We start from the raw sequence: 12,600 nt of genomic DNA on the forward strand, positions 1-12,600 counted from the left end.
CGCGGGTGGAGGAGCTCGCCCGCCGGTGGAGGAAAGTGGTGGACCTGTCGGGTGGTCCAGTTACTTCTCGTCGTTGCTGGGGCTCCGCGGCGACAAGTTCCGACTGGACTACCCGGGCACCATCGAGCGGTGCAACCAAATCGTGATGCGCCGGTCACGACGGGGATCGCTGCGGGCGCGTATCTTGCCCGCACGCCCTAGGGTGTTTTGTGAAACAGATCTCATCGTGTGCGGGGAAGGGTGTGGCGTGACGGAGGCGACTGGCCGACCGGCCGGAGACGGGGCTGATCTCGACACCTTGAGCCGGGTCACCGGCCGGGTGCGGCACAACATCGAGAAGGTCATCGAGGGCAAGCCCGACGTGGTCACAGCCGCGCTGGTCGTGATGCTCGCCGAGGGGCACCTCCTGATCGAGGACGTGCCCGGGGTCGGCAAGACCATGCTGAGCAAGGCGCTGGCGCGCAGCATCGACTGCACGGTGCGCCGCATCCAGTTCACCCCCGACCTGCTGCCGTCGGACGTCACCGGGGTCTCGGTGTTCAACCAGGACACCCGTGAGTTCGAGTTCCGGCCCGGTGGCGTGTTCGCCAACATCGTGGTCGGCGACGAGATCAACCGGGCCTCCCCCAAGACCCAGTCGGCGCTCCTCGAGTGCATGGAGGAGCGTCAGGTCACCGTCGACAACGCGACCTACTACCTCGAGGCACCGTTCATGGTGATAGCGACCCAGAACCCCATCGAGATGGAGGGCACCTACGCCCTCCCCGAGGCCCAGCGCGACCGCTTCATGGCACGCGTGTCGGTCGGCTACCCGGTCGAGGCCGCCGAGATCGCGATGCTCAACTCCCACACGCGGAGTAACCCGCTCGACGACCTCGAGCCGGTCACGGACGCCAGCGAGATCCGCAAGCTGGTCCAGATCGTCGGCCAGGTGCACGTCTCCGAGGCGGTCCAGCGGTACGCCGTCAACCTCACCACGGCCACCCGGCACAGCACCGAGCTGATGCTCGGCGCCTCACCGCGCGCGACCCTCCACCTGGTGCGGGCGTCGAAGGCCGCAGCCGCGATGGCCGGTCGTGACTACGTGCTGCCCGACGACGTGCACGCCCTGGCCGGGCCGGTGCTGGCCCACCGCCTGCTGCCCAACGTCGAGGCGGCCATGAGCGGACGCAGCAGCACCACGATCCTCGACGGCATCGTCGAGCGCGTTCCGGTCCCCGTCCCCGGCACTCCGGTTTCCGCGGCCGGTCGTGCGTGAGGCGCTCGCCGGCCTGACCGTCCGCGGGCGGGCGTTCCTCGCTGCCGGCGTCACGGCCATCGTCTGCGCGCTGCTCCTGGGTCAGCCGACGCTGGCCCGGGTCGGCGTGCTGGCCGCCGCGCTGCCGCTCGTGACGGCGTACTTCATCGGGCGCTCGCGCTACCGGCTGGCGCTGGTGCGCACGGTGACGCCGCAGCTGGTCGCCGCCGGGCAGCCAGCGCGCGTTCAGCTCACCCTGACCAACGAGGGCCGCACCCCGACCGGCGTCCTGCTCCTCGAGGACCAGGTGCCCTACGTGCTCGGCACCAGGCCGCGGTTCGTGCTGGAGGGCATCGGCCACGGCTGGCGGCGGCACGTGACGTACCAGATCCGCTCCGACGCACGCGGCCACTTCGAGATCGGCCCGATGACGGTGCGGGTCAGTGACCCGTTCGGCCTCGTCGAGCTCGGTCGCGCCTTCCACAGCAGCGCGCCGCTCACCGTCACCCCGCGCACCGTGCCACTCCCCCAGATCCCCGTCGGTGGCGCCTGGACCGGGTCCGGCGACAACCGGCCGCGGGCGTTCGCCATCGGCAGCGCCGAGGACGTCACGGTGCGCGAGTACCGCCGCGGCGACGACCTGCGCCGCGTGCACTGGCGCAGCTCGGCGCGCGTCGGCGAGCTGATGGTGCGTCGCGAGGAGCAGCCCTGGCAGTCGCGGGCGACGCTCTTCCTCGACAACAGGCTCGTCTCCCACCGCGGCCAGGGCATCGCGTCGTCGCTCGAGACCGCGGTCTCGGCGGCTGCCTCGATCGCCGTACACCTGACGCACCGCGGCTTCAGCGTGCGGCTCGTGACGGCGCAGGGCGAGGACCGCAGCACTGCCTGGCACTTCCGCGACGCCGATGTGAACACTGCCCCGCTGCTCGAGGCGCTCGCCGTCGTACAGCACGAGCACCAGCCACGGCTCGACACCGGCTGGCTGACCGAGTCGGGTCGTGGCGGCCTCGTCGTCGCCGTACTAGGCGCCGTGTCGCCGACCGACCAGCCGTTTCTCTCCCGGTTGCTGCACCACAGCAGCGCCTCCATGGCGATCGCTCTCGATGTCGACGCGTGGGCCCCGCACCTCCCGCGCAGCACCAGCGGCAGCGCTGCCCCCGCCCTGGTCGCACAGGGCTGGCGCGCGGTGTCACTCGGCCCGCGCGAACGGCTCGACGCCGCGTGGCAGGAGCTCGGTCGCTCCGGTCGACGCGGCCGCACCGCCGGCTCAGGGTCACCCGAAGCGGCGATCCGATGACTCGCTCCCGCACCGGACTCACTCAGGGCGCCGCCCTGTCGGCTGCCTGTGCCCTGACCGTCCTCGTCACCGTGGTGTCGTGGCGAGGGCTGACCGAGGATGCCGCCAGGTTCCTCGTGCCGCTGTTCTTCGTCGGTGTGGTCAACGCCGGCATCGGCACCCTCACCCGCTGGCTGCGCTGGCCGGTGTGGGCGGTGTTCGCCGTGCAGGTCGTGGTGGCCGCGCTGCTCGTGCTCGAGGTCGTCACCGGATCGCTGCTGCCCGGACCCGACACCCTCGCCGAGTTCGGCGCCGCCGTACGCGACGCGATGGACTCCTCGACGCGCTACGCCGCGCCGGTGCCCGCCAGGGTGCCGCCGGTGACGCCGCTGCTCCTCATGGGTGGGGTCGGCGGCATGCTGCTCGTCGACCTGGTCGCGGTGTCCTGGCAACGCGTCGCACTGGCGGGGCTGCCGCTGCTGGCGCTCTACAGCCTGCCGGCCGGCCTCCCTGCGAGTGGCGTCTCGTGGTGGCTCTTCGTGCTGATGTCGGGCGGCTACCTGCTGATGCTGTTCCTGCAGCACGACGAGCACCTCTCCCGCTGGGGACGCGGGCTCAACCCGCGCGAGGAGGACGCCGACCCGACCGCGTTCGGGGTGCGCACCGGCGCCGTCCGCGGCACCGCGTTCGCCATGGGTGGTATCGCGACCGCCCTGGCGATCGTCGTACCGATGGCGCTGCCGTCAGTGGGGCTAGACCTCTTCGACGGACCCGGCATCGGTGCCGGTGGCGACGTCAACATCCAGAGCCCCATGGTCGACCTGCGGCAGGACCTCGTGCGCGGCGAGGACGTGCCCCTGATGCAGGTGACCACCTCCGGTCCGCGACCCGACTACGCCCGCATCTCGGTGCTGACCAAGTTCAACGGAAGCCAGTGGACCCCGGGCAACCGCGACATCCCGACGACCCAGGTGGCGCGCGGCGCGATGCCGCGGCTGCAGGGCGTCTCCGACTTCGTACGCCGCAAGGAGTCGTCGTACATTTTCCAGGCCACCGACAACTTCGCCTCCACCTGGCTGCCCACGGCCTCCTCGGTCACGTCGATCGACGCCCCCGGTGACTGGCGCTTCGACCGCAAGACGATGGACTTCATCGCGAGCAGCGAAGGCCTGACAACCGCCGGCCAGCGGTGGGAGATGACCGGTGTCGACCTGACGTACGACGAGACCAGGCTCGACAGAGCGGCGCCCGGCAACACCGGTGTCTCGCTGGAGTTCCTGGAGTTGCCGAGCAATCTCCCGCCGATCGTGCGCGACCTAGCCTCGCAAGTGACTGCCGGCGAGCCCACCCAGTTCCGCAAGGCGCGGGCCCTGCAGAGCTGGTTTCGCTCGGAGTTCACCTACAGCCTCGACAACGTCGACGCCGTCAACAACAGCGGGCTCGAGGACTTCCTCGCCGAGGACGGCCGGGTGGGCTACTGCGAGCAGTTCGCCGCGTCCATGGCGCTGATGGCGAGGTCGCTGGGCATCCCGTCGCGGGTCGCGGTCGGCTTCCTGGAGCCGGCCTCGCTGGGTGCGGGCCGCTGGCAGTTCTCGTCGCACGACCTGCACGCGTGGCCGGAGCTGTACTTCGCCGGGTCCGGCTGGGTGCGCTTCGAGCCGACGCCGGCCGACCGCGCACCCGACGCCCCCGGCTACACCGAGGGCGACCTGCCCCCCGCCCAGCCGACCGTGGCTCCCAGCAGCGGCGCCACCAACGACGAAGCGGTGCCCGACCGCACCACCGAGGACCCCAGCGCCGTGGCCGGCGACGAAACGGGCAGCGCCGGCGGGTCCATCCCGTGGCGGCTCATCGTGACGATCCTGGCCGGGCTGGCGTTGGTGGTCGGGGTCCTGCTCCTGCCGCGACTGGTGCGGCAGCGTCGTCGCCAGGCCCGCTGGCACGCCGGCGACATCGAGTCGGCCTGGCAGGAGCTGCGCGACAGCGTGGTCGACCTGGGTCATGCCTGGCCCTCCGGCCGGTCACCCCGCGCGGCCGGGCTGGCCGTCGCCGGCCTTTTCGGTGCCTTGGCAGGTGCCGACCAGCAGCGACCTGCGCGTGGTCCCGAGCTGGCCCCCGACGCCGTCGCGGCGCTCGACCGGCTCGTCGTACGCATCGAACGGTCGCGCTATGCCCGCCCCGGCTCCGGCACGGGCGTGGACGAGGGGGCCGACGTACGCGCTGACGTCGAGGAATGTGTCGCCGCCATCGGCCTGGGCGTCACGCCGCGGACCCGGCAGCAGGCCCATTGGTGGCCGACGTCGGTGCTGAAGCGGGACCGCGCCGTGGCCTCCGATGTGGCCGAGGTGCAGGTCGTCACCCGTGGAGGCGTGACCGACCACGTGGGTTGACCGGGTCTCGTGGCCGGTTGGTCTGCTGGCCGACTGGGGCTGCGGTTTGGTCCCAAACCGCAACATCCAGGGCCGGAAACGTGCGGTTTCTGCCCAATCGGCACCGGTGAACGGCGCGTCGGCTGATGGTCGCCGGGTACGGCGTGGCGTCGGGCGCTGGGCTCAGAGGCCGGTTTCACGCCGGCGTCGCCAGCGCTCTTCCATCCGCTCCATGAAGGAGCCGCCGGACGATGCGGTGCGGGTCTTGTGCCGGCGGCCACCGTCGACCACGCCGAAGCCACTGTGCGAGGTCTCGCGAGGGGCGGCGGGTTCGTTGCCGCGGCCCTGCCACGAGGTGAGCGCGACAGCTGCGGCGGCCAGCATGACCAAGAAGCCGATGATGCCGACCCAGGCCTTCTCGGTGATGGCACCGGTCATCAGGACGACGATGCCGACGAGGAACACGGCACCGGCCAGCACGGCACGGCGACGTGAACGACGGGCGAATGCGGTGCCGCGCAGGGTGTGCGCGAACTTGGGGTCCTCCTCGACGAGGGCTCGTTCCATCTGCTCCAGAAGGCGGAGTTCCTCTTCGGAGAGGGGCACGGTTCCTCCTGACCCATATCGATGCGCGGAAACCCGCGTTACAGCAAGTCTAGGCAGGGCCTCGCCAAGACGGTAGGCGGCTCGGAGAAATCGATGCCGAATCTTGGTCATCGGTCATGTGACGGGGTCACCCGAGCAGGCTGGCCGGGCGTACGGCGGCGGATCCGAACCGCCGGGTGGCCCGGTCGACCGCTCGGTCGGCGTCGGCCCAGCCGTGCTCGTTCTCGCCGAGGACGAGCTGCCGGTGCACCTGCTCACGCGGCATCAGACCCTCGACCCGCACCCCCACCAGTCGCAGCCGGGCCCGTTGCAACCCCAAGGCGTCGTACAGCCGGGTCGCGGTGCGGTAGATCTCCTGGGTCACGTCGGTGGCCTCGGGCAGGGTGCGCGAGCGGGTGATGGTGGTGAAGTCGGCGAACCTGATCTTGATCGTGACGGTGCGGCCGGCCACGCCGGCCACCCGCATGCGGTGGGTGACCCGGGCCGAGAGCCGCAACAGCTCGCGGCCGATCACCTCGCGGTCGTCGGTGTCTCGGGAGAAGGTCTCGTCGGCGCCCATCGACCGGTCGGGCTCGTCAGGACCACGCCGCGGCGTGATGACGCGCTGGTCGACGCCCCAGGCGAGGTCGTGCAGGTGGCTGCCGAGATGGTCGCCGACCGCACGGCGCAGCGTGCGGACCGGGGTGTGGGCGACGTCGCCGACGGTGCGCAGGCCGAGACGGTGCAGCATCGCCTGCGTCTTCTCTCCCACTCCCCATAGCTCACCCACGTCGAGGGGGTGCAGGAACGACGTGACGGCATGCGGCGGGACCACGACCACCCCGTCGGGCTTGGCCCGGCGGCTGGCCAGCTTGGCCACCGACACCGACGCGGCCACCCCCACCGAGCAGGTGATGGCCTGCTCGTCGTGAATGGTCGCGCGCAGCCGCTCGGCGATCTCGGGCGGCGAGCCCAGCCGCCGGGTCGCGCCGGAGACGTCGAGGAACGCCTCGTCGAGCGAGAGCACCTCGACCAGTGGGGTGATCCGCCGGAAGTTCTCCATGATCGCCGCCGAGACCTGCCCGAAGGTCTCGAAGTCGGGCGCGATCACCACCGCCTGCGGGCAGAGCCGGCGGGCCCGCGTCATCGGCAGCGCCGAGCGGACGGCGTACTGGCGGGCGAGGTAGTTGGCCGAGAGCACCACGCCCCGGCTGCCGCCGCCGACGATCACCGGGACGTCCTGGAGGTCGGGGCGGTCGCGGGTGGCGACCGACGCGTAGAACGCATCCATGTCGACGTGCAGGATCGGCGTACCGGTCATGGCCGCCGCCAAGATGAGTAAGGGCGTGTGTCAGCGGTGGGACAGCAGGTGGATCTGGGTCGCGAGGGGGAGGTACTCGGGGCGGGTCGACACGGCCCGCTCGAGCTCGACCAGCGCCGCGGTGGCACCGGGCTCGAGGTCGAGCAGGGAGCCGGGGACGAGATCGGCGAAGACGCGTACGCCGTGCACCGAGTCGACCGTGAAGCCCGCACCGGCCAGCAGGTCGGCCGCCTCGTCGTGGGTGAAGCGGCTGCCCGAACGGCCACCAGCGACCGGGGTCGAGCGGTCGAGCAGGCCGAGGGCCTGCTGGAAGTGGCCGGCCATCGCCCGGGCCAGCACGGCCGCGTGGCGCTGGGCGACCAGCAGGCTGAGCACGCCGCCGGGGCGGAGCACCTGGTGGATCGTGGCGAGGGCGGCTGCGGGGTCGTCGACGACCTCGAGCACGCCGTGGCACAGCACCACGTCGGCTTCCTCGACCACGTCGAGGAGTCCGTCGACATCGCCCTGGAGACCGGTGACGCGGTCGAGGACGTCGCTCTCGGCGGCGCGCCGTGCCAGCGCGGCCAGCGCGTCGGGGCTCGGGTCGACCACAGTGACGGTGTGGCCGAGCTGGGCCAGCCGGACCGCGAACCCGCCGGTGCCGCCACCGATGTCGACGATGCGCGCACGTTCCTCGTAGAAGGCTCCCGGCGCGTCGAGTGCCTCCTGCAGGGCATCCCACACGACAGCAGTGCGGGCGGTGCCTCGGCGGGCGCTTTCGGACATGGCGGAAACACTAGTGGCTGCATCACCCCGGGCTCCCCGGCGACCGGTGCCACAGTTTTCGAGCCACGTCGCGGGTGTTCTCGCCTGCCGGCTTGATGTCGGAGTAGGGAGACATCTGGAAGCCGCTGGTGTGGACCAGCACGCGCCGCTGCTCCGGGGCCGCCGGATCGCCGAAGCCGGCCGGCACGGTGCGCATCGCCTCCCGGACCTCGGCCAGCCCGTCGGCCGAGGTCGGTGCCTGCTGCCACCTGGCCATCAGGTCGGGCAACGACCAGGCACCGGTGGCCCGCAACGAGACCCCGCGTCGTCCGGTACGACGCAGCTCGCCGCGGACGAGGAGCAGCCACGACCCGAACACAGTGGCGGCGTACGGACCTTGCGCGTCCTCGAAGAACGTCGCGTCGACCGGACCGGTGGCGTCGTCGAGGGTCAGGAAGATGACGCGACGGCCGGTGCGGATCGGCGGGGTCTGGGTGGCCACCTTCACCCCGGCCACCAGCAGCTCGGCCTTGCTGCGGCGCGCGAGCAGGTCGCGGCTGCGGGTCACCCCGAGGGCGTCGAGGAAGTCGGCGTAGCCGTCGATGACGTGCCTGCTGACGTCGAGCCCGAGGATCTCCAGCTCTGCCTTCATGCGTTCCTCGCCGGTCAGCTCGGGGAGCCCGGTGACCTCGCCCTCGGCGGGCTCGTCGCCCAGGGCGAGGGTGAGCTGCACCGAGTCGACGGGGCGGGGGGCAGCCGTGGCGCGGGACTGGGCCGCGGCCTGTCCCCACACGCCACCCCGGATCACTGGTTCCGCGTCTCGGGTGACCGGGTCACTGCTGTTGCGGGTCGCTGCGTCGGTGGCCCGCTGGGTGGCCGGCAGCGGACGGCGTCCGGAGGCGAGCCCGCGACCGCGACCGGCCCGGGCGGCCCGGTCGAGGGCGCGGGCATGGCGGTCGAGCTCGGCCACCTGAAGGAGCAGGTCGCGGCGGGTCAGCCGGCCGCGACGGCGTACGTCGGAGTCGCCTGAGGCGCCGATGCGGTAGATCGAGTCGAACCCGCCGGTCAGCACCAGCCGCTCCACGACCGGCCGGGACACCGCCGCGCGGTGCCAGAAGTCGGTGAGCGAGTGGTAGGGCCGGGCCGCGACGATGCGGTCGACCTCGCCCGCGTTGATGCCCTTCACCTCGGCGAGGGCGAGGCGGATGGCGTAGCCGGCGACCTCCTCGGCCGCCGGCTCGACGACGTACTCCTTGGCGCTGGCGTTGACGTCGAGGCCGTGCACGCCGATGCCGAAGTGGCGGGCGTCGTCGAGGATGAGGCGCTTGGGGTACATGCCCGGGTCGTGGGTGAGCACCCCGGACAGGAAGTGCGCCGGCCAGTGCGCCTTGAGCCAGGCGGACTGATAGGTCGGGAGGGCGAACGCCGCCGCGTGGGCCTTGCAGAAGCCGAACGACGCGAAGGCCTCCAGCACCTTCCAGATCTGCTCGGTGACCGCCTCGGAGTAGCCCCGGCCCAGGGATCGCGGCATGAACCAGGCCCGCGTCTCGGCCATCCCCTCGACGTCGCCCAGGGCCCGGCGCTTCTCGTCGGCCTCGGCATAACCGACCCCGGCGAACTGGGCGATCATCTCGATGACCTGCTCGTGGAAGACGACCACGCCGTGGGTGGGCGCCAGGATCGGGATCAGGTCGTCGTGCAGGTAGGAGGAGGTCCTCCAGCCCTGCTTGACCTCGAGGTAGGGGGTGATCATGTCGCTCTTGACCGGGCCCGGCCGGAACAGCGAGATGTCGGTGATGATGTCGTCGAAGGAGTCGATGCCGGACTTGCCAACCAGCTCGCGCTGACCGGGCGACTCGATCTGGAAGACGCCCAGGGTCTTGGCGGCGCTGATCATGTCGAAGGTTGTGTCGTCGTCGAACGGCACCTGCGCTTCGTCGTCCAGGTCCACGTCGACACCATCGACCCTGGCGATCTCGGCCACCGCGTGCGCCATCGCCGACTGCATGCGGATGCCGAGCACGTCGAGCTTGAGCAGGCCGAGGTCCTCGACGTCGTCCTTGTCGAACTGGCTCATCGGGAAGCCCGCATAGCTGGCCTCGACGGGCGTGCGGTCGAGCAGGGTCGCGTCGGAGAGCAACACCCCGCAGGGGTGTACGGCGATGTGGCGCGGCAGCCCGTCGAGCCGCTCGACCAGCCGGAACATCAAGTCGAGTCGCTCCTCCCCCAGCCCGCTGGCCCGCAGCTCGGGCAGCTCGCGCAGCGCCACCCGGGCGTCCCGGGCCCGGATGTGCGGGAACGCCTTGGCGATCGCGTCGATCTCGCCCGGCGGCATGCCCAGCGCGGCGCCGACGTCGCGGACGGCGTGCCGGACGCGGTAGGTGTCCATCATCGAGACGCACACGCACCGCTCGCCGCCGTAGCGGTCGAGGATCGCCTCGTAGACCTCCAGCCGCCGGGCAGACTCGACGTCGACGTCGATGTCGGGCAACGACTGCCGCAGCGGCGAGAGGAACCGCTCCATCAGGAGGTTGTGACGGATCGGGTCGACCCCGGAGACGCCGAGCAGGTAGTTGACCAGGCTGCCCGCGCCCGACCCGCGGGCAGCGCTGCGCACCCCCATCTTCTTGATCAGGTCGGTAACGTCACCGACGGTGAGGAAGTACGACGCGTAGCCGAGCTCGCGGATGATCTCGAGCTCGTCGTCGAGCCGCTTCCAGATGCGTTGGCGGGGTGCGGCGCCGTAGCGCCAGCCGATGCCGCCCTCGCAGCGGGCGCGCAGCAGCGCGTCGGCCTCGGAGACGCCGGGGGTCGAGATGATGCGGCGGTCTACCGCACCCCCCTGACGCCTCCCGTCGGGGGTTCCCGGGACGCCACCGCCAGCTGAAGCGCCAGTGACCACCGGTCTGGAGAGCTCGAACTCCGGGAAGTGCACCTCCCCGATGCCCAGGTCGCCCCGCGGGTCCAGGGCACAGCGGTCACCGATCGTGCGGGTCGCGGCCAGCAGCGACCGGGCGTCGCGCGGGCCGAGGCCGGCGAGCCGGCAGATCTCGTCGGCCACCTCGTGCATCTGCTTGCCGGACTTGAGGAAGCCCTCGGCATTGCCCCGAAAATCAGCAGATCCGGGGTGACGAAACTGGGCGGAGCCCAGCGGGACCAGCCGGCGGGCCGCGTCGAGGACGTCGATGGTCGGTGCGTCGAGCCGGTCGGCGTAGCGCACCGCGTTGGTCAGCACGGCACTCACTCCGGCGGCGCGGGCCAGGCCGGCCATCCGGGCGGCGTGCGGGGTGGTGCCGGGACCCCAGGTCGCCCGGGTGCCGGCGGCCAGTCGGTGGGAGACCAGCTCGACCACGAGATTCTCAGGTGGCAGGGCACCACGCCACGCGTCGAGGATCGCCAGCGCCTCGTCGTCGCGGTGCCGGGTCACCGCGGCCCCGAGCTCGGAGGCCGGTCCGAGCAGGACGAGCACGCCGCCCCCCACCAGGTGCGGCGCGAGCAGGTCGAGGTCGGCCACCGGACGCCCCCGCTCACCGGTGAGGTGGGTGGCCGAGACCAGCCGGCAGATCGCCGCCCAGCCGGCCCGGCCCTGAGCCAGCAGGGTGACCCGGGGCAGGGACTCCTCGTCGCGGAACGCTCCGCCGCGCACGGGAGTACGGAGTGGTCTCGACTGCGTTCGACCAGCTGAGGCGGCGACCGGCAGCACGGCGAGGTCGACCCCCAGCACCGGACGGATGCCCGCCCGGCTGCACGCCTTGGCGAACTTCACCGCGCCGTAGGTGCCGTCTCGGTCGGTCAGCGCGAGGGTGTCCATCTCCTGCTCGGCGGCCCGTTCGACCAGCGTGTGCGGGTGCGAGGCGCCGTACTGCAGGGAGTAGCCGGAGGCCACGTGGAGATGGACGAACGGGTCGGACATGAGCCTGCCTCGCGGACTGTGTCGACCCCAGCACCGTGATGGAGTGATCGAACAGGTGTTCGATAACTCCATCACTCTAACCCCCGCGACAGGGAGGTCGCAAGCCGTTCAGCTCCAGATCGCGGCCGCCCACTGGGGGTGATCGATGAACGGGTTCCGGTCGTGCTGGTAGGTGCCGAAGATGATGTCGTTGCGTCACATCTCCCCCGCGTCGGGCGGGTCCTGCTGGCTCCACTGGAGCATGAGCGAGAGCTTGCCGATGTGGGGCGCTGAACCGTTGCCTGGTCAGGTCGTCGACCTCGAGGTCGGCGAAGCCGTCGTCGCCCTCGTAGCGCACCGAGATGTAGAAGATCATCCGCGCGACACCCTTGACCGCGTCGCGCGGCTCCCAGGAGTCGCCGTCGGCGTAGTTGCCGGGCGCCTCGGCGTTCTGGGTGCCGCCCGCGTCGAAGTCGAGGTTGCCGCGCGCGCCGTTGACCGTCACGTCCTCGGGCCGTCGGTAGTGGATGTTGGTGCCCGGACCGGTCGCCGTACCGAAGTCTCCGTGCGACTTGGCCCAGACGTGCTCGCGATTCAGTCGTCGACACCTCCACCGTTGGCCGACTTGGGCATCGACTTGCCGCTGTAGAGGGTCTTGATGTTGTTGGCGTTGACGGGGTCCTGGTCGGTGGCCTTCAGGGCGTTCCAGACACTGTCGTAGGACAGCTTGGTCACGCCTGAGGAGATGATCGAGTGCAGGGCAGACTCCAGCTGCGGGCCGGTCTTGCCCAGTGCCGCTGCGTAGTAGTCGTCGTGGTCGCCCGGGTCACCCGGGTCGGTGCCCGACGCGAACGCGAAGGCGCTGGCACCGGTCAGGCCCGGGTGGGAGAAGTACGCCCCCAGCACTGTCGGCCAGCGCCAGCGCCTAGCCGGAACCGTCGCGACCGAGCCGTTCTGCGTGGCTCGCGCCTGGGCAACGCTCAGCGGTGCCGCAGCGGTGAGGGCCGTGGCCGACCTCGGCGCCGGCACGGCCTGCGCCGACTGCGTGAGGGGTACGACGGCAGCCAGGGCCGCCAGCATCGTGACGAGAAGGGTGGCGATCGCGGGCGCGGTGCGCGCGCGGTGCGTCCCGAGAGGTTGGTGCACAGCTGGCCGGGGCTCCCCGATGAAGCCCAT

Annotated in this window: 9 protein-coding genes; 3 read left to right on the forward strand and 6 right to left on the reverse strand. The window is 71.5% G+C overall.

Annotation, left to right across the window (positions count from 1 at the left end):
• Window positions 1–247 precede the first annotated feature (247 nt).
• Genes H4Q84_RS04155 through H4Q84_RS04165 form a run of 3 tightly spaced genes read left to right on the forward strand, consistent with a single transcriptional unit; the run spans window position 248 to window position 4,903 of the window.
• A complete protein-coding gene (locus H4Q84_RS04155; RefSeq protein WP_248582147.1) occupies window positions 248–1,258 on the forward strand; it encodes a MoxR family ATPase in 1,011 nt (336 codons plus the stop codon).
• Window positions 1,251–2,534: a DUF58 domain-containing protein gene (locus H4Q84_RS04160; protein ID WP_248582148.1), complete on the forward strand. Its 1,284-nt coding sequence runs from the start codon at window positions 1,251–1,253 to the stop codon at window positions 2,532–2,534. The genes H4Q84_RS04155 and H4Q84_RS04160 overlap by 8 nt, the downstream gene beginning before the upstream one ends.
• Window positions 2,531–4,903, forward strand: a complete 2,373-nt coding sequence (locus H4Q84_RS04165) for a DUF3488 and transglutaminase-like domain-containing protein (protein WP_248582149.1) — start codon at window positions 2,531–2,533, stop codon at window positions 4,901–4,903. The genes H4Q84_RS04160 and H4Q84_RS04165 overlap by 4 nt, the downstream gene beginning before the upstream one ends.
• A gap of 162 nt (window positions 4,904–5,065) precedes the next feature.
• On the opposite strand, the gene H4Q84_RS04170 is transcribed toward H4Q84_RS04165, so the two are convergent.
• From H4Q84_RS04170 to H4Q84_RS04195, 6 genes are all read right to left on the reverse strand, one after another.
• Window positions 5,066–5,488, reverse strand: coding sequence for a DUF3040 domain-containing protein (locus H4Q84_RS04170; protein WP_248582150.1), 423 nt, complete (start codon window positions 5,486–5,488; stop codon window positions 5,066–5,068).
• Between the two features lie 127 nt (window positions 5,489–5,615).
• Window positions 5,616–6,788 carry a DNA polymerase IV gene (dinB, locus tag H4Q84_RS04175; protein ID WP_248582151.1) on the reverse strand — a complete coding sequence of 391 codons (1,173 nt, stop codon included), beginning with the start codon at window positions 6,786–6,788 and terminating at the stop codon, window positions 5,616–5,618.
• 30 nt (window positions 6,789–6,818) lie between these two features.
• Window positions 6,819–7,553: a methyltransferase gene (locus tag H4Q84_RS04180; protein WP_248582152.1), complete on the reverse strand. Its 735-nt coding sequence runs from the start codon at window positions 7,551–7,553 to the stop codon at window positions 6,819–6,821.
• Between the two features lie 22 nt (window positions 7,554–7,575).
• Entirely contained in the window at window positions 7,576–11,445 is a 3,870-nt protein-coding gene (locus H4Q84_RS04185; RefSeq protein ID WP_248582153.1) for a DNA polymerase III subunit alpha, read from the reverse strand.
• Window positions 11,446–11,521: 76 nt separating this feature from the next.
• Window positions 11,522–12,133, reverse strand: coding sequence for an endonuclease (locus tag H4Q84_RS04190; protein WP_349238419.1), 612 nt, complete (start codon window positions 12,131–12,133; stop codon window positions 11,522–11,524).
• Window positions 12,019–12,600: a hypothetical protein gene (locus tag H4Q84_RS04195; protein WP_248582154.1), complete on the reverse strand. Its 582-nt coding sequence runs from the start codon at window positions 12,598–12,600 to the stop codon at window positions 12,019–12,021. The genes H4Q84_RS04190 and H4Q84_RS04195 overlap by 115 nt, the downstream gene beginning before the upstream one ends.

It is taken from the genome of Nocardioides sp. InS609-2, from assembly GCF_023208195.1.
GTDB lineage: Bacteria > Actinomycetota > Actinomycetes > Propionibacteriales > Nocardioidaceae > Nocardioides.

Coding starts and splice junctions, on each gene's coding strand:
- H4Q84_RS04165 (WP_248582149.1), top strand. CDS start 2,531: ATGACTCGCTCCCGCACCGGACTCACTCAGGGCGCCGCCCTGTCGGCT.
- dinB (WP_248582151.1), bottom strand. CDS start 6,788: ATGACCGGTACGCCGATCCTGCACGTCGACATGGATGCGTTCTACGCG.
- H4Q84_RS04185 (WP_248582153.1), bottom strand. CDS start 11,445: ATGTCCGACCCGTTCGTCCATCTCCACGTGGCCTCCGGCTACTCCCTG.
- H4Q84_RS04195 (WP_248582154.1), bottom strand. CDS start 12,600: ATGGGCTTCATCGGGGAGCCCCGGCCAGCTGTGCACCAACCTCTCGGG.
- H4Q84_RS04180 (WP_248582152.1), bottom strand. CDS start 7,553: ATGTCCGAAAGCGCCCGCCGAGGCACCGCCCGCACTGCTGTCGTGTGG.